The organism is Pontixanthobacter gangjinensis (assembly GCF_009827545.1).
In the GTDB taxonomy this organism is placed as follows: Bacteria; Pseudomonadota; Alphaproteobacteria; order Sphingomonadales; family Sphingomonadaceae; genus Pontixanthobacter; species Pontixanthobacter gangjinensis.
Genome location: NZ_WTYS01000001.1, coordinates 1,921,710 through 1,941,539, shown reverse-complemented (window position 1 = coordinate 1,941,539; position 19,830 = coordinate 1,921,710). Strand labels below are relative to the sequence as shown.

Genomic DNA, 19,830 nt, shown 5'->3' with positions numbered 1-19,830 from the left:
CCCTCTTGCCTGTTAGGCGGTCATGCGAACGCCACGATATTCCGGATCTTCCATTGCGCGGCCCGTGCCGATTGCGACGCAAGACAGCGGATCTTCTGCGATGCTGACGGGCAGGCCGGTTTCTTCACGAAGATGTTCATCAAGACCGCGGATCAATGCACCACCGCCGGTCAGAACAATGCCCTGGTCGACAATGTCCGCTGCGAGTTCTGGCGCAGTATTTTCGAGTGCGATGCGCACGCCTTCGACGATCGCACCGATCGGTTCAGCCAAGGCTTCTGCCAAATGCGCTTGATTAATTGTGATCTCTTTAGGCACGCCATTGACGAGATCACGGCCCTTAAGTGTAATGATTTCGCCAATGCCGTCTTCTGGAACGATAGCAGTACCGTAATCCTTCTTGATCCGCTCAGCCGTGGCTTCACCAATCAGCAGATTGTGGTGTCGGCGAACATATGAAACGATTGCTTCGTCCATCTTGTCACCGCCAGTGCGAACCGAAGTGGTATAAGCGAGGCCGCGCAGAGAAAGAACCGCAACCTCTGTCGTTCCGCCGCCAATATCAACAACCATCGAACCGACAGGCTCAGTCACCGGCATACCTGCACCAATCGCCGCAGCCATAGGCTCCAGAATTAGAAACACTTCTTTCGCGCCGGCATTGCTTGCTGCGTCACGAATTGCGCGGCGCTCAACCGATGTTGAACCCCAAGGCACACAAATTGTGATCTCAGGGAAACTAAACAGCGTGTTGCGGCCATTCACTTTCTTGATGAAATATTCGATCATCTTCTCGGCGATTTCGATGTCGGCAATGACACCGTCGCGTAAGGGGCGAATAGCTTCGATACTGTCTGGAGTTTTGCCCATCATCATCTTGGCTTCATCACCGACTGCTTTGACCTTCTTAAAGCCGCCAATGGTTTCCATCGCTACGACCGAAGGTTCGTTGAGGATGATGCCCTCATTTTCTACATAGACCAGCGTGTTGGCTGTGCCGAGGTCGATCGCCATGTTGCGCGAGCTGAATTTAAAGAGGTTCGAGAAGAAGCTCATGGGACGCAGATTCCGTATAGTTTTAGGGTCTTTACCGCGAAGTGCCGCGATAGATCCGACCCGGATATGACAGGGATTGGGGCCTCTTAACCGAAGGCGCCGGAAAAGGCCAAAAATTTATGCGTATCTTGCACCGCTTTTTCCACCATCGGCCTCGAATTCGCGGCGCTTCACCGCTAGGCTTCAAAAATGCCGCAAATCCGCCGCCTTCCAGAAGCCTTGGTCAACCGAATTGCTGCGGGTGAGGTTGTCGAACGCCCAGCTGCGGCGCTGAAGGAGCTGGTTGAAAATTCGATAGATTCGGGTGCGGCGCGGATCACTGTGAAAATCATCGATGGCGGCCTTACGCGGATTGAAGTGACCGATGACGGCTGCGGCATGTCGCCTGAACAGATGGCGCTGGCATTGGAGCGTCACGCCACATCAAAACTGCCCGACGAGGCAATTGAACAAGTCTCCACGCTTGGTTTTCGCGGCGAAGCATTGCCATCGATTGCCAGCGTAGCACGGTTTACATTGGAAAGCCGCCCAAAGGATGCGAAGCAAGGCTGGCGTAAAGTCACAGATCATGGCGAATTGGTCGAGGACGGGCCCGCAGCTTTGCCGCTTGGTACCCGTGTTCGCGTCGAAAACCTATTTGGCAAAGTCCCGGCGCGGCGCAAGTTTCTACGCACCGCTCGCAGCGAATATGGCGCTTGTCTGGATGTTGTCCGCCGCCTTGCAATGGCCCGGAGCGATATCGCGATTTCTTTCGAACATGGCGACCGCCGCGTTTTCTCACTCCAGGCGGGTGAGACCATCGAAATGCGGGTCGCCGAAATTGTCGCGCGAGAATTGGCCAATAATGCGGTTTCGATTAATCTGGAACGCGAAACGCCATCTGGGCGCTTGCGGCTGACGGGGGTTGCAGGCCTTCCTACTTACAATCGAGGCGTGGCGGACCATCAATATCTGTTCGTCAATGGCCGCCCGGTTAAGGACCGGCTGCTGACCGGAGCAGTGCGCGGCGCTTATGCCGATATGCTTGCCCGCGATCGGCACGCGGTACTGGCGCTGTTCCTGGAAATTCCTGCCGAAGATGTCGATGTAAACGTCCATCCAGCCAAGACCGAAGTCCGCTTTCGCGACAGTCAAGCCGTTCGCGGCTTCATTGTCTCCGGTTTACGAAAAGCACTTGGGACCGGAGACCGCCGTAGCGCACAATCACCTGACGCCGCCGCCATGGGGCGATGGCAATCCGAACCCGCGCGCGAAGAAGTCTCGCCAGCATTCCGCTCTATTTTCGAAGGCCGCGACTGGGCGCAGAGCAGGCCATCATACGTTGCAGAATCCGCTCGTGAATATAATGCTCAAACAGGCGAAGTGCTCGCCGCGCCGCAGGGCAGGGCGGAGATGGCCGAGCCACTACCCAAAGGCTCAGAGGAATTCCCGCTTGGCATCGCGCGCGGCCAAGTCGCAAATACCTATGTCGTGGCCGAGGCTGCAGATGGCCTGGTGATTGTCGACCAGCATGCCGCACATGAGCGTTTGGTGCTCGAACGTCTGCGCGCCGCCGGTGCCGAAGATGCCTTAAAACGCAGCCAGGCTTTGCTGATGCCCGAAGTGGTCGAGTTGGAAGAAGTCGATTGCGACCGTTTGGAGGAGGGCATCCCGAAAATGGCAGAACTGGGTCTGGTTCTTGAACGCTTCGGCCCCGACGCAATGCTAGTCCGCGCGGTTCCGCACGCCTTGGGCAAGGCCAACCCGCACAAACTTCTGCAGGACATTGCTGATGACATCGCCAAACACGGGGACGCTATCCTGCTCGGCGAGAAGCTCGACCTAGTACTGGCGACAATGGCTTGTCACGGATCGGTCAGGGCAGGGCGCGTGCTCAATGTCGCGGAGATGAATGCGCTGCTCAGAGAAATGGAACGCACTCCGAGATCGGGGCAATGCAATCATGGCCGTCCGACATGGGTGAAACTCAGCATGGATGATGTTGAGAAGCTTTTCGGGCGGCACTAAAACGCGGCAACGAAAGGATACAGTTCGTAAACTGTTCCGGTGCGGTCCTTACCTCATCCATTCTCTCGTTTCAAAAACACAAATGCGAAGAACAGCATAAATGTGAGGTCATTGGCCCCGTAAATCGTGTAAAATACACCTGCGAGGAAGTCCTGCTCATATACTGCGCCTAGCGACTGCGATTGCATGAAGCTGATCCACGCGATCACATAGGCCAGTTTTTCGATCACAAACACACCGACAAGCCATCTTACGTGGACGTAGCTTTTGCTGACTGCGATGTAGGCGAACCCCCACAAGACGATTGAGATAAGTCCGAAAAAGCCCATCACGCCGGGCTGGGTGTTCATCATCACATCATTCGTCAGCAATTTTGAACATATCAGAACGCCGAAAATGTTACTCAAACCCGCGAGTATGAACCCATTTTTGATGAGGTTTGGCGACATAATTGGGTCCATTTCTGAATGATTGGGTTAGCCAAACAGGCTTAACCAAATAGCGATGAAGAAAGATAGCGTTCCAAGTAACACAAAGATATGCCAGATCGAATATCTGAAAGGCTGGGTTTTGCGGCTGAACAGGATTGCCCCGAAGGTGTAGAAGAAGCCTCCCGCACCGCATGCAACCAATGCGCTAGTTGACAAGCTTGCCCAGAAATCGGGAATAGCTATCGCGCCGATCCAGCCAAGGCCAAGATAGGATGCCATCGACCAACGCGGTTCGATGTGTGTCCCGAAAATCTTGTAAAGCATTGCAGGGATGGCCAGCACCCATACCGCAGCTAGGATAGTGTAGGCAGTCAGGGATCCGACAAAAACCAACAGCGGTGTGAAAGTTCCAGCGATTAACGCGTAAATCGCAGCATGATCCATCCGGCGCAGGCCCAAGCGCCAATGGTGATGCGGTAGCAGATGGTAGGATGCCGAAATGGCAAAGGATGCCGTCATCGATATTGCGTAAATAACACAAGCGGCAAACAGCGCAGCGCCAAATTCAAATGCTGAAAAAATCACGAGCGTAAGGCAGCCAGTCAGCACCGCGGTCAGGCCGATTATATGGACAGCACCATCAGCATAGCGCTCTGCATTGGTGGGGCTAGGGTACATGAAATCCTCACTCAAAGTGGCTAATCAGCGAATTTGATATGCCCCAAGCCCGGTAATAATCTACCTGCCCAACGGGCACGAGTTTACGCCACTATCTGCGGGCAGGGCGCTGCAATATTTCGTCGAAGTGCTGGATAGCTCGATCGGGGAGGGATATCTCGACGACCCGGGGCTGTCAGGCAGCATCATTCAATCGGAGCCTCTGGATCGTGGACACGGATCAATCCGTTGGAGACCATTTCGAGGACTATTTCGTCATGCTGGTTAAATGTCCGCCCGCGCGATTTGAAAATACCCATGTCGCGCCGCGATTTGCTCCGGCGTTTTTCCAGAATTTTGGTTTCCACGCGCAGCGTATCGCCGGGATAGACAGGCTTGACCCAGCGTAGATTATCGACACCCGGCGATCCGAGTCCGGCCTGTTTATTGACCTTCATATTGTCGACCATCATCCGCATTGTCATTGAACAAGTGTGCCAGCCGCTTGCTGAAATGCGACCAAAATGTGTCTGTGCAGCAGCTTCTTGGTCCAGATGGAATGGCTGCGGATCATACATTCTCGCAAACTGGGTTACTTCTTCGAGGGTAACATCATAGTTGCCGTATTTTTGAGTACTTCCAACTTCTATGTCTTCAAAATACAACATCGTTTTTCCTAAGCGCCTGCGAATGCCCGTTCTTAAAACCATAAACCCGATAATTAAGCGCGAAAGCTGGGAGTTTTGCCAGTCCCATCCAAGTCGGGGATTATGCGATAGCGGGCCAACACAAGGCTGAACAATCCGAAGAGCAAGAGGCCTACTGCAGTGAGAATGAAAATTGTCCCTTCTCCGGCAAGCGAAGCAACTGCATCCCCAAGCGTTTTCACATTGTCAGATCCGGCCGACATAAAGCCAGCTTGGAAAAGTGACCAGCCGATGACAGCATAAACGACGGCTCTAGCGATATATCCGAAGCCGCCAAGCCAGCGAGTAGAATCTGGTGCTGAATTACTGATGCGATGCATGAATTCTCCGCTGATACCCTTCTTGGCTTGGAAGAATGCAGTCGCAAAAAACGCGATACCGAGCAGGCCCAGCACGGCCCCGCCAAAGTCGAATGATAGAACTCCAGCCGCCGCTTTCTCTGCCCCACCGCTGCTTCCGCCGGATGTAGTTGCAAATTTGTAGGCTGAGTAAGCCAAGGCGATATGGCCGATGCCACTCCCAGCGTGTCCGACGCGCTTCACCCAACCTTTCGTGTCGGATCCGTTGTTCTCAATATCAAATGCAGGCGATGCGAAGCGAAATAATGAATAAGCAAAGAGTCCAATGACCATCAGCCACAAAATCAAAGTTCCGCCCGGAAAGCCTTCAACGGCCACGAAGATGCCGTTAGTGCCTTTGCTAATTTCGCCCGCACTCGTCAGGGCGATAAGCCCCAGCACTGAATAAAGGATTGCTCGCGAGAAATATCCAACACGGACAAGCCAACGAAATTTTTCAGACTTATCAACCAACTGAATTACCCCCTTAAGTCGTTGCCAAAACGCATGGGGGCTCGAAAAGTGCCGGTGAAATTGAAAATTTAGACATTGAATTTGAAGTTCAGAATATCGCCGTCTTTGACCAGATAATCCTTACCCTCTTGGCGGAGCTTGCCCGCTTCACGTGCGCCGCTTTCTCCGTCGCAGGCGACGTAGTCATCATACGCCATCGTTTCAGCTTTGATGAAGCCTCGTTCGAAATCGCTGTGGATTTCCCCTGCTGCTTGCGGAGCTTTGGCGCCAATCGGGAAAGTCCACGCGCGTGTTTCCTTGGGGCCGGCAGTGAAATAGGTTTGCAATTGCAGCAATTCGTAACCAGCGCGAACAACGCGGGCGAGGCCGCTTTCAGTCAGGCCGAGTTCCGCAAGATATTCGCCGCGGTCCTCTTCTTCCATCCCAACAATTTCGGATTCAATCGCCGCCGAAACAACTACCGATTGCGCACCCTCTGAAGCGGCCTTAGCGGCGACAGCTTGTGACAATGCATTACCGTTGGCAGCATCTTCTTCCGCCACGTTGCAGACATACAGAACGGGCTTCGCTGTCAGCAATTGCGCCTGATCGAATACGCGCTGTTCTTCTTCGTCCTTTGGCTCTGTAAGCCGGGCAGGCTTGCCTTCGCGCAGCAATTCCAGCGCTTGGCCTAGCACGCTGGCAAGTATCTTGGCTTCTTTGTCACCAGCCTTTGCCTTCTTTTCCGCGGCCGGAACACGTTTCTCGAGGCTTTCGAGGTCGGACAGCATCAGTTCCGTTTCGACCACATCAGCGTCGGCAACCGGATCAACCTTATTCGCGACATGCTGGATGTCATCGTCTTCAAAGCAGCGCAGGACGTGTACGATTGCATCAACTTCGCGGATGTTTCCCAGGAACTGGTTTCCCAGTCCTTCGCCCTGACTTGCACCTTTGACCAGACCTGCAATGTCAACGAATGCCAATTGCGTTGGAATGATCTTCGCACTGCCGGCAATCTTGGCGATTGTATCCAACCGTTCGTCAGGCACCGACACCTGCCCGACATTCGGTTCAATTGTGCAGAATGGATAATTCGCAGCCTGCGCGGCCTGCGTTTCTGTCAATGCATTAAACAAGGTGGACTTGCCGACATTTGGCAGCCCGACAATTCCGCAACGGAAACCCATCGAAAACTCCGGTATATGATTAAGCCGCGCCCTTTAGCGCCGGGCGCGGCTTATGGCCAGCCTTCGCGGGCAGCTTAGACGTTATGAACGGCCTTGATCCATGGACCATAGGGAGATGCGCCAAGCCAGCCGACCTGAACCTCTGCGCAAACCTTGTTGATCGCGAGTTGTGGCTTCGGTCCGGGATGCACCGGCTTGCGAAGCGGGCGAGTGCCCGGCGGCATGGCGATGATTTCTGCAATTGCGTTAGGAACATCCATCGGATCGGTATCGCCGCCATTATTTCCGCGCGCGCGCAATTGTTCAACCATAGCTGCGTAACCATCGAGATGCTTTGCATCGGCGCGGTCGAGCAGTTGTTGTGTCAAAGCATTAGCATTGGCCCAGATTGCAGTTGGATAGCCGCCCGGTTCGATAATGGTAACATCGATATTGTGTTGAACGAGCTCGTAGGCGATCTGTTCGCTAATCGCTTCAAGCGCGAATTTAGTCGGAGAATATTGCCCAAAACCGGGAAGCATCACGCGGCCCAATTGTGAGGTAATGTTGAATATCTGACCCGACTTGGCGGCCCGCATTGCGGGAAGGACAGCGCGCATCAGCCGCTGTGGCCCGAAGACGTTGGTATCGAACAGGAGCTGGGTTGCCTGCATATCCTGAATTTCTATGGGACCCGCGGTCGATACACCGGCGTTGTTGATCAGCACGTCGATTGCGCTGCCTGCAATGCGCTCTGCCTCAGCAACACCGGCGGAAACTTGTGCATCGTCGGTAACGTCTATCTCGATTACGTGCAGGTCGAGTTTTTCATCCGCTGCCAGCTTGCGCAACTCGTCTGCTGCCGTGCGCGGAAGGTTGCGCATGGTTGCAAACACTTTGGCACCTTTGCGGGCGAAGTCTTCTGCGGCAAGGCGGCCAAAACCTGAAGAACAGCCGGTGATGAGGATCGATTTTCCTGCAAGGTTAGGAGTGTGCTGCATCGTTTTGGCGGCCGCTCCTGTCATTACTGCACCGATTGATGCAACAGCGGCTGTCCCTGCGAGTAATGTGCGGCGGTCAATGTCGGTCATGCGTCTGTCTCCATTTGTTGCGAAGAGGTTAGTCTCTCTAGTTGCGTTCGACCAGAGGCAGTAACCGAGAATCCGAGATGGCGGCGGTGCGGTGCCCGATACCGGCGAGATATTCCGCGTCCGAATTCCATGCCATAAAGCTTTCCACGTTTGCTTGGCGAACCAGCATGGCGCAGTCCCATGTCTCGTCTTGAGGGCCAATTAGCCATTTGCCACCATCGGCAAGCAGGTCGAGGCTGCCCCCGCTCTTCTGCAGAAACGGGAGCGTATGGGCGATATAAAGATCGAAAGCTCTTGCGCCGCTGATCGGAGTTCTTGGGCCAAGTTCAGGCGATTCCGAGTAATCTGCGATGTCTTTAAACCGCAAAAGGTTCAACATCGTCACCGGTCCAGAGATGCCGCGCATGAAGAAGTCCCGTCCTGCTTCTTGCGAAACCTCGAGATGTGGTGTGTTCACAAAATCACTTCCTTCTATTTTCGATGAACCAGTCACTTTCTACGCCCCGATCAGGCAGTGATTCAACTCATTGAGTTTTCAAGTCTAACCAATAGGCAGACCATTGTTCGTCAATCCTGCATTCGCAATGCGATTTCGCTCATAAAACGCGGATCATTTCCCTTGGCGAGCCATTCAGCCTCCGCGCCCACAGCACCAAGCATAGCGGCCAGATCATCCTGTTCCGCCGTGGTGTAATTGCCAAGGACATAACTATGCACGCGGTCCTTATGACCCGGATGGCCAATGCCCAGCCTCACCCGGCGGAAATCGGGACCGATATGTTGATCGATACTGCGCAAGCCATTGTGTCCGGCATGGCCGCCGCCCTGTTTGACCTTTACTTTGAACGGGGCCAGATCAAGCTCGTCATGGAAAACCGTCAACGCATCAGGGTTTAACTTATAGAAACGCAATGCTTCGCCAACAGAGCGCCCGCTTTCATTCATATAGGTGGCAGGCTTGAGCAATAATATCTTCTCGCCACCGATCCGGCCTTCCTGCGTCCATCCCTGGAATTTCTTTTGAACCGGGGCGAAGCCATACATATCGGCAATTACGTCGACAGCCATAAAGCCGACATTGTGCCGATGCATCGCATAGCCGGGTCCGGGATTTCCAAGGCCTGTCCAAATTTGCATCCTAGTTTCCTAGCGAGAGGTGCCTGAAAAGCAAAACGCCGACCGCACTTTCGTGGGCCGGCGTTTCGATTATGTCAGAACGGATCAGATCAAGCGTCCGTATCAGGTTCCGCTTCAGTGGCTGGTGTCTCGCCTTCGGCACCTTCAGCAGCTTCTTCATCACCGCCTTCGCCTTCAGCTTTCTTAAGAGCCGAAGGAGCAACGAGAGTTGCAATGGTGTAGTCGCGGTCAGTAATCGCGCTTTCCGAACCATCGGGTAGAGCGATTTCGCTGATGTGGATTGAATCGCCGACTTCTTTGCCGGTGACGTCGATTTGAATCTCATCAGGGATCTTATCCGAAACACAGATAAGGTCGAGCTCGTGACGGACCACGTTGAGAACGCCGCCCTTCTTGAGGCCGGGCGAAGCTTCTTCGTTGATAAAGACAACAGGAATGGCGACTTCGATCTTCGCATCCTTCGACAGACGGAAGAAATCCGCATGCATAGGGCGATCGTTAACCGGGTGAAACGCAACATCCTTTGGAAGGACACGGATCTGCTTTCCACCAACTTCGATCATAACGATCGAGTTCATGAAATGGCCGGTCATAAGCTGTTTCATCAGCTCTTTTTCTTCGACGTGGATAGGTGCTGGTTCTTCTTTACCGCCATAGATTACAGCGGGGACACGGCCTTCACGACGCAGTGCACGGGAGGCTCCCTTGCCAGCCCGTTCGCGCGTCTCAGCCGGCAGAGTAAGAGCTTCGCTCATAATTAGTGCCTTTCGGAGTGCATTTGTAATACCAATTTTCCGTCACCACGCCTCCAGGGATGACCACGGCCGGAAAGAGCGCGCCCTTAAGGGGAATGCGGGAGTAAGGCAAGCAAAACCCGCTATTGGATGCGAGTGACTTTGAACCCTTTTTTCGCGAGTAGCACTGGCAAACCATCTTCGCCTGCCAAATGCGCTGCGCCAACTGCCACCAGCATCGGTCCATGCTGAGGCCATAGGCCTGCTAACTTGCGTTCCCACGCCAAATTCCGGCCGGTCAATAACGCGTCACGCAATTCGGGGTCCGCCAGCAGACCTTCCGAGTTTTCCTGTGCTAGCCGATCCATATCGCCGCTCCGCCAAACTACGGACAATTTGTCCGCTTCGTCCGGGTCGGATGTCGCAGCTTCTAAGATGATTGCTTCAAGCAAATCGCGTTGATCGGCCTCTGCTAGGCTGTCAAATATCCCAAGCTGTATGCGAGCGCCTTCTAACTCGATTACCGGCTTGCTCGCGAACTCGTTTAACAAAGCACGATCAACACCGTTCTTCGGGTCGCCCGAAGCACTAATCTGAGCAAGAGTAAGCGCAGCAGCCCAGCTTTCGGTCGCGGTAAAGCTTCCCCCTCGGTAATTTCCTGTGGCCATCAATGCGCTTAGGTCTTTGCGGTAACGATACTCAACCCGCTCTTGCAGCGGCGGCAAATCCGGGGTCGTCGCCAATTCGCTAAACACGTCGGAGACTGCCTTATCATCATTCAAGCCGGATATTTCGACCACCAGCACGCCGGCCCGATCAATTATCGAGGTCAGTTTCGCGGTCCGCCATTCAAAGCCATCTGGAAGCGCATGAATAGTGCCAAACAACCAGCCCTCGATCTCGCCGTCACTCGTTTCAACCTGCCACAGCGCAGGTGAGGGCGTGGTCTGATTGATTTCAGTGACTTCGGGATCAGTGCAGGACGCAAGTAGCAAAGGGGCTGGCAACAAAAGTGCTGCCAGCCCCTTTAAGAAATGCCTGACCATCAGGCGGGTTTGGAGTACCTTATATATCACTGGATGCGAATAGACTTAATTCCGCGCAGTTCCAATGCATCTTGCACACTTTTTTCGCCGGCCAAATGTCCGGCGCCGACCGCGATAAAGATGGTTCCCGGTGTATCAAGGCGGGTATCTATCCATTCTGCCCAGGTTGCGTTGCGTGAATAGAGCAGGGCATTTGCGAGAACCGGATCGCTGAAACCCTCGTTCATCATCTTGCCCAGTTCTTCTGGATCACCGCTGGCCCATTCGCCCACCATGCTGTCGAGCGAAGGAACGATTTCATCAACGCCGGCAGCGGCTTCCATCATGAAGACTATCTGGGATTCAAGAGGAAGCGTATCGAACAAGTCGACTTGAAAGTTGACGCTTTCCAATTCGCCTCGCATCATGTCGCCAGCCTTTTGCTCAAGTACCTTTTCGACGCCCGATTCAGGTGTGTAACCTGCCTGCAATAATGGGATCATCGAGATGTTCACTGCCGCAAGCCAAGGCTCCATAGTATCGAATGCGCCGACCGGCAGTTTCATCTTGGTCATAGCCGATTCATAGACTGCCTTTTGTTCTTCGCTCAGCAAATCGCGCAAGTTATCACCTGCTGGCAGTGAGCCCTTCTCCATAAACGCCGCGCCTGCGGCAGCCTCGTTTCCTTTAGGCAGATAGATTTCGGTAATCAGCTTGTCTGACGATTGGAGCGCCTGCGCAATTCTGCCTTCGTACCATTCCATACCTTCAGGCAGGACGTGAACAGTGCCAAACAGGTAGATAGTCGTGTCTTCGTCCGCGACTTTCCACAGTGCCGGGCCGCCCATTTCAACTTCGGCTGCAGCAACCCGGGTGGTGGACACTGGGGTTGGCTCTTGCTGTTGCGCGCAAGCCGTACCAGAGAATGACATCGCGACCACAGCCGCCGACAAGCTGAGTTTCTTCATAATTTTAGTCATAGAGATTTCCTCATTGGATTAGGATTTTTGAGAAGATTATTAACGCAGGCCCAATCGGCGCGCGGTGTAAGCGATGAGTGATATTGCGACTGTTGCAGTCAGGATCGGCCAATGCTGCGGCGCGCCAGTAATCCCAGCCTGTTCGAATAGCATCCACGAGGTAGTGATGATAACATAGGCGTACATTCCGATGGTGTTGCCCCATAGATTATCCATCAAATCGAGCTCGTCGATCCTCATATAATAGAGGTAGCTAAACCAGATGAAGCCGATGATAGTGACGGCAAGTATCGGGTAGATTGCCCACTCCGAAATCAGCCCTTGTTCAACCCGCGATGTGACGAACCCGCTTGCAAACCCCGCGACGCCAGCAATCACCGTGCCGAGCAACACGAAGGACCAGAATGAACGTTTGCGCCGCGCAAGCTTTTGCTCGCCGCTTTCGGCAGATGTTTGCTGATCATTCTGAGTCATGGAAAATCTCCTCAATCGGCATTTTGAACAGCCGTGAAATGCGAAAGGCTAGGGGTAGGGAGGGGTCATGCTTACCCGTTTCAATGGCGTTGACTGCCTGGCGGGAAACATCGAGATGGCCTGCAAGCTCGGCTTGGCTCCAATCGCGCTCCGCACGGAGAACTTTAAGGCGGTTGTTCATTCTGACCTCCTTCGTCCTGTGGTTATGGGATTACGGCTTTGCATCGCTTATCCGAACAGCAGTTTGGTGATTGTTACCGTAATATTGCCGATAGCGTATCCCGCCAGCATGAAGGTTGTGCTGGCGAGAACTTGTGGGGCACGTTCGATGATTTGGGCTTTAGTAGGCATGGTGTGCGTCCTTTCTGAGAGGCTGTGTTGTGTCAGTATTTCCTGACTAGATGTCAGGTATACATGACTATATGTCGTGATTCGCTGACCATGTCAACACTACCTGACACATTGTCATGATTGCCCGACTTATACTGTTGCCAGCGGCCGCCAGTCCGAAGCGCAAATGAAGCCTCGACGGTTGAACTAAAAATGCAGGGTAGCCCGGTTCTAATTCAACCGATTAGCAGAAAGATCGCGCTCTTTGAGCATGTTCAAAACCGAATCCGGCCCTTCAAAATGGGCAGCGCCTACGGCTAGCAAGATTGTTCCCGGCTGATTTAGCCGGTCGTCCAGCCACATTGCCCACGCGCGATTGCGGTCGGTTATAAGGATGCGGTAAATTTCCCGGCCAACCTCTGAATCGCCGAATTCATCTTCGGCCAGTTCGTCCAATTTCCCCTGAGCCCAAAGATGCTCTGACCGGAAGGGGCCAGCTTCTTCGTCACCATTGTCGTCTACGATCTCGAACATCGAAGCAAGGCTCACGCCATCCCATTCGCGCAGGTCTTTATCCAGATCTATGATTAGCTTGTCCTCGTCGACACCAATCAGGGCTGACATCACAGCGCCGCTATCTTCGATCGAACCGATGGGCTTGCTCGCTTCTTTGAATTCGGCCTCAAGCACGGTTTCGACACCATATTCGCCTGACGATCCTGCTTGCTCGGAAATCGACAGTCCAGCTCCCATCAGCGAGAGGAATAACGGCATCCGGTCGAAGATAGGACCGGGCATGTCTGCGAGTTCGCCGAGCCTCAGCCATTTCTCCTTATTTTCAGCGGATATGCGTTCAGAAACTGGTGTTCGTTCATCGCTGAAAATGTCGCTGAACATCTCTTCCATAACTTCGCCCAGCGATTCCTCGCTATCGGCATCGCTGGTTTCGACTACCAACTCATCCACTTGCTGAACAATGGCGTTGAACGCATCACTGCGCCATTGAAATCCCTGGGGCAGGATGTGGAACGTGCCGAACATGTAAATGGTCGTGTCTTCGTCGGCCAATTTCCAGATTGCCGGACTTGGCTCGTAATCCTGGATTACCGGTTTGAAAACATTCGCTTCAACGGCGGCGTCGAACGCAATTTGTTCTGCCTCTGCAAGTTCTTCTGGCGACTGTCCGTCGCGGTAGCCACCTTTGCGTTTAGCCTTTAGCTCGATGTTTGTGTCGGGCCCGCAGATTTTGCCATTGCACCGCTCATCGGCAAATCCGGTGCTGGCCGGCAGCATGAACAGGGCAGAAATTGCGAAACAGGAGATAAACAGTTTCATTAAAGCTCCAGAGAGTGAACGGCTTGGAGAAACATAGCGAAGAAAAGCTGGCTCCGTGTCAAGCACTTCTGCCCACGATCTCGTGTATTTGCTTGGCAAATGGTGCAGTGCGGCATTGACGCATTTGGGGGCATCCGCCAAAGCCGCGCCCATGGCGACCAATGCTCCTCCACTTCCGGCCCAAGCCCCGCAGCGTGATCCGGCGAACTCGTTTCAGGATATGATCCTTGCGCTCCATGATTTCTGGAGCGCGCAAGGGTGCCTGATTTTACAGCCCTATGACATGCGAATGGGTGCAGGTACGTTCCATACGGCAACGACCTTGCGTGCATTGGGGCCGGAGCCGTGGAATGCTGCATTTGTGCAGCCCTGCCGCCGTCCGACTGATGGCCGATATGGCGAAAATCCCAACCGGCTGCAGCATTATTACCAATATCAGGTGATCCTGAAACCTAGCCCGCCGGACATTCAGGACCTTTATCTCAAAAGCCTCGAAGTCATTGGTATTGATCCACTCAAGCACGATATCCGCTTCGTGGAGGATGATTGGGAAAGTCCGACGCTCGGCGCATGGGGCCTTGGCTGGGAAGTCTGGTGTGACGGAATGGAAGTGACCCAATTCACCTATTTCCAGCAGATGGGCGGGTATGATTGCAAACCCGTCGCGGGCGAACTGACATACGGCCTTGAACGCCTCGCAATGTATATCCAGGGCGTCGACAATGTTTACGATCTCGATTTTAACGGGCGGGGGGTAAGCTACGGCGAAGTGTTCCTCGAAAACGAAAAACAGATGTCGAAGTGGAACTTCGAGGTTGCGGACACCGATGCGCTTTTCGATCTGTTCGGCAAGGCAGAGGCTGAATGCAAGAACGCGCTCGCCAATGATGTGCCCATCGCGGCTTACGAGCAGGCGGTCGAGGCGAGCCATATTTTCAATCTTCTTCAGGCGCGCGGCGTAATCAGCGTTCAGGAGCGCGCCAGCTATATGGCCCGCGTCCGCGATTTAGCGCGTGGGTCTTGCGAAAAGCACATGGAGCTGAAGAAAGACGAATGGGCAGAGAAATTTCCGGAGTGGAGCGCATGAGCGATTTCCTCCTAGAACTCCGCTCCGAGGAAATCCCTGCGCGGATGCAGAAGGGCGCTCGTGCAGAGCTGGAAAAGCTGTTTCGGCGCGAAATGGACGCAGCTGGTGTCAAAACCGGCGAGTTGACCATCTGGTCCACGCCGCGTCGTCTGGCTTTGATTGCGCGCGATCTGCCCGCGCAGACCGAAGCCGTCAGCGAAGAAGCCAAAGGTCCGCCAGAGGGCGCGCCCGATCAGGCGATTGACGGTTTCTGCCGCAAGCTTGGCATAGCGCGCGATCAGCTCGAATTGCGCGATGTGAAGGGCCGCAATACCTATTTTGCGGTCATCAACACGCCGGGCAGGGCGGTGAAGGACGTTCTGGCCGAGGCTATCCCCACGATTATCCGGGACTTCTCATGGCCCAAATCACAACGCTGGGGCGCGGCATCGATCAGCACAGAAAGCTTGCGCTGGGTGCGGCCGCTGTCGGGCATTGTCGCGCTGTTGGGTGATGAAATTGTCGCGTGCGAAACCCATGGCATTGCTTCGGGTAATGTTACCAAGGGGCACCGCTTCCACCATGCGGGCGATATCGCGGTCACCAACGCCGCCACCTATGCCGAACAATTGCGCGCCGCGCATGTGGTCGTCGATCATAGCGAACGCGAAGCGATCATCCGCGACGGCGCAAGAAAAGTTGCTGCCGATGCCGGTCTCGATCTGGTCGAGGATGAGGGTCTGGTGGTCGAAAACGCCGGTCTCACCGAATGGCCGGTGCCTTTGCTCGGCCGGTTCGAGGATGATTTCCTTGAAGTGCCGCCCGAGACGATCCAGCTGACCGCGCGCGTGAACCAGAAATATTTCGTGTGCGAGAAGGTCGGCAAACTCGCCAACGCTTTCGTCTGCACCGCCAACATTGATGCTGTTGATCCAGCAGTTGTTGTTGATGGCAACCGCAAGGTTCTTGCGGCGCGTTTGTCCGATGCGAAATTCTTCTGGGATGTAGACCGGAAGAAGACTTTGGCGCTGCATGCGCAAGGGCTTGATAGGATTACCTTCCATGAAAAGCTGGGAACAGTTGCCAAAAAGGTCGACAGAGTGGCCAAGCTGGCATCATGGCTCACATCGGATGCTAAAGCGCCGAATGGCAATCATAATCATGCCTTTCAGGCTGCCAAGCTTTCGAAAGCTGATCTTGTTACCGAGATGGTTGGAGAATTCCCGGAGCTTCAAGGACTTATGGGTGGATATTACGCCAAGGCCGAAGGTCTGCATGTAGATGTCGCTAACGCCATCCGTGATCATTACAAGCCCGTTGGGCAAAGCGATGAAGTGCCAACCGCGCCGATTACAGTGGCTGTGAGTCTGGCTGACAAGCTCGACAATTTGTTCAGTTTTTTCAAGATCGATATTCTACCAACCGGTTCAAAGGATCCATTCGCGCTGCGCAGGGCCGCACTTGGCTACATCCGTTTGGTTCAGGCAAACGATCTGCGGATTTCTCTCGACGAAGCTGCGCAGGCTTGGGGCACTCTGCTCGACGCCAAGCTAGGCAAGAAAGTCGCTGACTTCTTGCTTGATCGATTGGCCGTGCAGCTGCGTGATGAAGGCGTCCGGCACGATTATGTAGCTGCTTCACGGCATTGGAATGGCGAGATAGATGTTCGTGTTGATCGAGTAGAGGCGCGTGCGAGGGCTCTGGCTACCTTCTTCTCCACCGAAGACGGCACAAATCTTCTCGCCGGCTACAAACGGGCGTCCAACATCATCAAGAAGGAAGACTGGTCGGGCAGAACGGAAAGCTCGCTTTCCTACACCCCCGAAGTGGCTGAAAAGGCGCTGATCGACGCGCTCGACACTGCGGGCCCGAAAGCAGTTTCTGCCTTAAAATCAGAGGATTTCGCCGCCGCCATGACGTCACTTGCCAGTCTGCGCGCGCCGATTGACCAGTTTTTCGAGGATGTGACCGTGAATGATGATAACCCCGCCAAACGGACAGCACGGCTTAATCTGCTCGCGCGGTTCCGCAATGCGGTGCATCAGGTGGCGGATTTCAGCAAGATCGAGGGATGACGGTTTCTAATATCAGGACTGTGTTCCATGTGTTCCATCTGTTCAGGCCTTGAGCAATCAAACTGAACAGATGACGTGTAAAGAGGATTGAAGCCGTGAAGACAGTCTACACATTTGGCGGGTCAGCGGATCACACCGACCCGCGCCAGAAAGACAAGACCGTCACTGGCGGCAAGGGCGCGAACCTTGCCGAGATGGCACAGATTGGTTTGCCTGTACCCCCCGGTTTCACAATCACCACAGAAGAATGCGTCAGCTATCTTGCAGGCGGTTCGGATTTCTCCGAAATGCTCCGCACCGATGTGGCGAGTGCAGTCAAGCATATCGAAGCCACTGTCGGTAAGTCATTCGGAAATAACGATGATCCGCTGCTGGTTTCGGTCCGGTCGGGCGCGCGGGTTTCAATGCCGGGAATGATGGATACAGTCCTTAATCTCGGCCTGAATGATAAGACTGTGAAGGGGCTCGCTCAGACTTCTGGCGATGAACGCTTTGCTTGGGACAGTTATCGCCGCTTTATCCAGATGTACGGTGACGTAGTGCTGGGCGTCGATCATGGACTTTTCGAAGAGGCGTTGGAAATCGCCAAGGAAGACAAGGGCTTCTACAACGATACAGAGATGGAATCTGAAGACTGGCAGACGTTGGTCGCTGAATACAAGGCCATCGTTCAGGACGAGCTCGGCCACCCGTTTCCTCAAGATGTGCAGGAACAATTATGGGGTGCAATCGCCGCGGTGTTCGACAGCTGGGATGCGGACCGTGCAAAGGTCTATCGCCGCCTAAATGACATTCCCTCTGGATGGGGCACCGCAGTCAATGTGCAGGCGATGGTGTTCGGCAATATGGGCGACACCAGCGCGACGGGTGTTGCGTTTACCCGAGATCCCGCAACTGGCGAGAAAGCCTATTACGGAGAATGGCTGGTCAATGCTCAGGGAGAAGACGTGGTCGCTGGCATCCGCACGCCGCAATATCTGACGCTCGCCGCGCGCGACCGTGCCGGAGCTAAACAGCCAAGCATGGAAGAGGCAATGCCTGCCGCCTATGGAGAGCTTGCGGGCGTGTTCGAGATCCTCGAGCAACATTACCGCGATATGCAGGACATCGAGTTCACCGTTCAGGACGGTAAGCTGTGGATGCTGCAAACTCGAAGCGGCAAACGAACCGCCAAGGCCGCGCTCAAGATGGCGGTGGACATGGCCGGTGAAGGTCTGATTACTGAAAAGGAAGCGATCCTGCGCGTCGACCCGATGGCGCTTGATCAACTGCTTCATCCAACGCTCGACCCCAAGGCGAACCGCGATGTGCTGACCAGCGGATTGCCCGCATCGCCGGGCGCTGCATCGGGCACAATTGTGCTGGATGCAGACAGTGCTGAACAAGCTGCAAATGCAGGCGAAAAGGTCATTCTGGTCCGCGTGGAAACAAGCCCGGAAGACATTCATGGGATGCACGCTGCACAAGGCATCCTGACTGCTCGTGGCGGCATGACGTCACATGCGGCAGTGGTCGCACGTGGAATGGGCAGGCCCTGTGTGTCAGGCGCGTCGGCGGTGTCGATTGACCTTAAAACACGCACGCTGCGGATCGGAAACCGAGAACTTAAAGAAGGTGATACCCTAACTCTGGACGGTTCGAATGGTCAGGTGATGGCTGGAACCGTTGCCACGATCGAACCTGAAATGGCCGGAGACTTTGGGGTCTTGATGGAATGGGCAGACAAGTACCGCCGAATGCGCGTGCGGACCAATGCCGAGACTCCGAATGATTGTAAAATGGCACGCCAGTTCGGCGCGGAGGGCATTGGTCTATGCCGGACCGAGCATATGTTCTTCGATGCAAGCCGGATTAGCGCAGTGCGCGAGATGATCCTTGCCGATAGCGAGCAAGGCCGCCGTGATGCGCTAGCCAAGTTGCTGCCAGAGCAACGTGCAGATTTTCGCCAGATTTTCGAGGTTATGGCCGGATTGCCGTGCACAATCCGCTTGCTTGACCCGCCGCTCCATGAGTTTTTGCCACATGCCGATGCCGATTTCGATGATCTGGCGGTAACTACCGGCCTTGATGTAGATCATCTCAAGCGCCGAGCGGGCGAGCTGCACGAATTCAATCCGATGCTCGGCCACCGGGGGTGCCGCCTGGGCATTACTTATCCTGAAATCTATGAAATGCAGGCGCGGGCGATTTTCGAGGCCGCGTGTGAAGTGGCCCTAACTTCAGGAGCCGCTCCGGTTCCTGAAGTGATGGTTCCGTTAGTGGCAACGCGCCGTGAATTGCAGATCTTGCGGGAGCTTATCGACCGGATTGCGCAAGAGGTGTTCGCCGAGCAGGAAACCGAAATCGAGTATTTGGTCGGGACAATGATCGAATTACCCCGGGCCGCGTTGATGGCTGGTGAGATTGCTCATGAAGCGCTATTCTTCTCGTTTGGGACCAATGACTTAACCCAAACTACTCTGGGGGTTTCACGCGACGATTCTGCGCGGTTCCTTGGGCCGTATGTCGATCAGGGCATCTTCGAGCGTGACCCGTTTGTCAGTCTCGATATTGAAGGCGTGGGTCAATTGGTGGAGCTGGCGGCAGAACGTGGGCGCAAGACCCGCGATGACATTAAGCTAGGCATTTGCGGAGAACATGGCGGTGATCCGGCGAGTATCGCCTTTTGTGAGAAAGTTGGCTTGGACTATGTTAGCGCGTCGCCTTACCGCGTGCCGATTGCACGTCTGGCAGCCGCGCAAGCATCGCTTCGTTCTGCAGATTAG

At 54.5% G+C, this 19,830-nt stretch carries 20 protein-coding genes; 4 read left to right on the top strand and 16 right to left on the bottom strand.

Annotation, left to right across the window (positions count from 1 at the left end):
- Nucleotides 1-12: 12 nt before the first annotated feature.
- Nucleotides 13-1,056 (bottom strand): rod shape-determining protein, encoded by a 1,044-nt coding sequence (locus tag GRI36_RS09155; RefSeq protein ID WP_160598189.1) that lies wholly within the window; start codon nt 1,054-1,056, stop codon nt 13-15.
- 189 nt (nt 1,057-1,245) lie between these two features.
- Here GRI36_RS09155 and mutL point away from each other — a divergent pair, with 189 nt between their 5' ends.
- The gene (mutL, locus tag GRI36_RS09150; protein WP_160598188.1) at nt 1,246-3,063 is read left to right on the top strand and encodes a DNA mismatch repair endonuclease MutL; all 1,818 of its coding nucleotides are present in this window, start codon (nt 1,246-1,248) and stop codon (nt 3,061-3,063) included.
- Nucleotides 3,064-3,116: 53 nt separating this feature from the next.
- Here the strand turns inward: mutL and GRI36_RS09145 are convergent, their stop codons facing one another.
- The 15 genes from GRI36_RS09145 to GRI36_RS09080 form a co-directional block, all read right to left on the bottom strand.
- Nucleotides 3,117-3,512 carry a hypothetical protein gene (locus GRI36_RS09145; protein ID WP_160598187.1) on the bottom strand — a complete coding sequence of 132 codons (396 nt, stop codon included), beginning with the start codon at nt 3,510-3,512 and terminating at the stop codon, nt 3,117-3,119.
- Nucleotides 3,513-3,539: 27 nt separating this feature from the next.
- A complete protein-coding gene (trhA, locus tag GRI36_RS09140; protein ID WP_160598186.1) occupies nt 3,540-4,172 on the bottom strand; it encodes a PAQR family membrane homeostasis protein TrhA in 633 nt (210 codons plus the stop codon).
- A 185-nt stretch (nt 4,173-4,357) separates the two neighbouring features.
- Nucleotides 4,358-4,819 (bottom strand): MaoC family dehydratase, encoded by a 462-nt coding sequence (locus GRI36_RS09135; protein ID WP_160598185.1) that lies wholly within the window; start codon nt 4,817-4,819, stop codon nt 4,358-4,360.
- A 53-nt stretch (nt 4,820-4,872) separates the two neighbouring features.
- Nucleotides 4,873-5,670, bottom strand: coding sequence for a DUF1206 domain-containing protein (locus GRI36_RS09130; protein ID WP_160598184.1), 798 nt, complete (start codon nt 5,668-5,670; stop codon nt 4,873-4,875).
- A 68-nt stretch (nt 5,671-5,738) separates the two neighbouring features.
- Entirely contained in the window at nt 5,739-6,839 is a 1,101-nt protein-coding gene (gene ychF, locus GRI36_RS09125) for a redox-regulated ATPase YchF (protein WP_160598183.1), read from the bottom strand.
- Nucleotides 6,840-6,913: 74 nt separating this feature from the next.
- Entirely contained in the window at nt 6,914-7,909 is a 996-nt protein-coding gene (locus GRI36_RS09120) for an SDR family oxidoreductase (protein ID WP_160598182.1), read from the bottom strand.
- Between the two features lie 37 nt (nt 7,910-7,946).
- Nucleotides 7,947-8,366: a DUF1330 domain-containing protein gene (locus tag GRI36_RS09115; RefSeq protein ID WP_202392150.1), complete on the bottom strand. Its 420-nt coding sequence runs from the start codon at nt 8,364-8,366 to the stop codon at nt 7,947-7,949.
- A gap of 110 nt (nt 8,367-8,476) precedes the next feature.
- Complete coding sequence (gene pth / locus GRI36_RS09110; RefSeq protein WP_160598180.1) at nt 8,477-9,046, bottom strand: aminoacyl-tRNA hydrolase; 570 nt, start codon at nt 9,044-9,046, stop codon at nt 8,477-8,479.
- Nucleotides 9,047-9,135: 89 nt separating this feature from the next.
- Nucleotides 9,136-9,801 carry a 50S ribosomal protein L25/general stress protein Ctc gene (locus GRI36_RS09105; RefSeq protein ID WP_160598179.1) on the bottom strand — a complete coding sequence of 222 codons (666 nt, stop codon included), beginning with the start codon at nt 9,799-9,801 and terminating at the stop codon, nt 9,136-9,138.
- Nucleotides 9,802-9,923: 122 nt separating this feature from the next.
- Entirely contained in the window at nt 9,924-10,790 is an 867-nt protein-coding gene (locus GRI36_RS09100; protein ID WP_160598178.1) for a TraB/GumN family protein, read from the bottom strand.
- Between the two features lie 62 nt (nt 10,791-10,852).
- On the bottom strand, nt 10,853-11,785 hold the full coding sequence (locus tag GRI36_RS09095) for a TraB/GumN family protein (RefSeq protein ID WP_160598177.1): 933 nt from the start codon (nt 11,783-11,785) through the stop codon (nt 10,853-10,855).
- Nucleotides 11,786-11,824: 39 nt separating this feature from the next.
- Complete coding sequence (locus GRI36_RS09090) at nt 11,825-12,259, bottom strand: hypothetical protein (protein ID WP_160598176.1); 435 nt, start codon at nt 12,257-12,259, stop codon at nt 11,825-11,827.
- Complete coding sequence (locus GRI36_RS09085; protein ID WP_160598175.1) at nt 12,246-12,440, bottom strand: helix-turn-helix transcriptional regulator; 195 nt, start codon at nt 12,438-12,440, stop codon at nt 12,246-12,248. Before GRI36_RS09085 ends, GRI36_RS09090 begins: the two co-directional genes overlap by 14 nt.
- 47 nt (nt 12,441-12,487) lie before the next feature.
- Complete coding sequence (locus GRI36_RS13955; RefSeq protein ID WP_268893850.1) at nt 12,488-12,610, bottom strand: hypothetical protein; 123 nt, start codon at nt 12,608-12,610, stop codon at nt 12,488-12,490.
- 210 nt (nt 12,611-12,820) lie between these two features.
- Entirely contained in the window at nt 12,821-13,924 is a 1,104-nt protein-coding gene (locus GRI36_RS09080; protein ID WP_160598174.1) for a TraB/GumN family protein, read from the bottom strand.
- 220 nt (nt 13,925-14,144) lie between these two features.
- Between GRI36_RS09080 and GRI36_RS09075 the strand changes: the two genes are divergently transcribed.
- The 3 genes from GRI36_RS09075 (at nt 14,145) to ppdK (ending at nt 19,830) form a co-directional block, all read left to right on the top strand.
- Nucleotides 14,145-15,011, top strand: a complete 867-nt coding sequence (locus GRI36_RS09075; protein WP_202392246.1) for a glycine--tRNA ligase subunit alpha — start codon at nt 14,145-14,147, stop codon at nt 15,009-15,011.
- Entirely contained in the window at nt 15,008-17,065 is a 2,058-nt protein-coding gene (glyS, locus tag GRI36_RS09070; protein ID WP_160598173.1) for a glycine--tRNA ligase subunit beta, read from the top strand. The genes GRI36_RS09075 and glyS overlap by 4 nt, the downstream gene beginning before the upstream one ends.
- 95 nt (nt 17,066-17,160) lie before the next feature.
- Complete coding sequence (ppdK, locus tag GRI36_RS09065) at nt 17,161-19,830, top strand: pyruvate, phosphate dikinase (protein WP_160598172.1); 2,670 nt, start codon at nt 17,161-17,163, stop codon at nt 19,828-19,830.

What these genes read in the sequence shown, in the direction of transcription:
- GRI36_RS09155 (WP_160598189.1), bottom strand. Translation starts at nt 1,056, where the DNA reads ATGAGCTTCTTCTCGAACCTCTTTAAATTCAGCTCGCGCAACATGGCG.
- mutL (WP_160598188.1), top strand. Translation starts at nt 1,246, where the DNA reads ATGCCGCAAATCCGCCGCCTTCCAGAAGCCTTGGTCAACCGAATTGCT.
- GRI36_RS09145 (WP_160598187.1), bottom strand. Translation starts at nt 3,512, where the DNA reads ATGTCGCCAAACCTCATCAAAAATGGGTTCATACTCGCGGGTTTGAGT.
- trhA (WP_160598186.1), bottom strand. Translation starts at nt 4,172, where the DNA reads ATGTACCCTAGCCCCACCAATGCAGAGCGCTATGCTGATGGTGCTGTC.
- GRI36_RS09135 (WP_160598185.1), bottom strand. Translation starts at nt 4,819, where the DNA reads ATGTTGTATTTTGAAGACATAGAAGTTGGAAGTACTCAAAAATACGGC.
- ychF (WP_160598183.1), bottom strand. Translation starts at nt 6,839, where the DNA reads ATGGGTTTCCGTTGCGGAATTGTCGGGCTGCCAAATGTCGGCAAGTCC.
- GRI36_RS09120 (WP_160598182.1), bottom strand. Translation starts at nt 7,909, where the DNA reads ATGACCGACATTGACCGCCGCACATTACTCGCAGGGACAGCCGCTGTT.
- pth (WP_160598180.1), bottom strand. Translation starts at nt 9,046, where the DNA reads ATGCAAATTTGGACAGGCCTTGGAAATCCCGGACCCGGCTATGCGATG.
- GRI36_RS09105 (WP_160598179.1), bottom strand. Translation starts at nt 9,801, where the DNA reads ATGAGCGAAGCTCTTACTCTGCCGGCTGAGACGCGCGAACGGGCTGGC.
- GRI36_RS09095 (WP_160598177.1), bottom strand. Translation starts at nt 11,785, where the DNA reads ATGACTAAAATTATGAAGAAACTCAGCTTGTCGGCGGCTGTGGTCGCG.
- GRI36_RS09090 (WP_160598176.1), bottom strand. Translation starts at nt 12,259, where the DNA reads ATGACTCAGAATGATCAGCAAACATCTGCCGAAAGCGGCGAGCAAAAG.
- GRI36_RS09085 (WP_160598175.1), bottom strand. Translation starts at nt 12,440, where the DNA reads ATGAACAACCGCCTTAAAGTTCTCCGTGCGGAGCGCGATTGGAGCCAA.
- GRI36_RS13955 (WP_268893850.1), bottom strand. Translation starts at nt 12,610, where the DNA reads ATGCCTACTAAAGCCCAAATCATCGAACGTGCCCCACAAGTTCTCGCC.
- GRI36_RS09080 (WP_160598174.1), bottom strand. Translation starts at nt 13,924, where the DNA reads ATGAAACTGTTTATCTCCTGTTTCGCAATTTCTGCCCTGTTCATGCTG.
- GRI36_RS09075 (WP_202392246.1), top strand. Translation starts at nt 14,145, where the DNA reads ATGATCCTTGCGCTCCATGATTTCTGGAGCGCGCAAGGGTGCCTGATT.
- glyS (WP_160598173.1), top strand. Translation starts at nt 15,008, where the DNA reads ATGAGCGATTTCCTCCTAGAACTCCGCTCCGAGGAAATCCCTGCGCGG.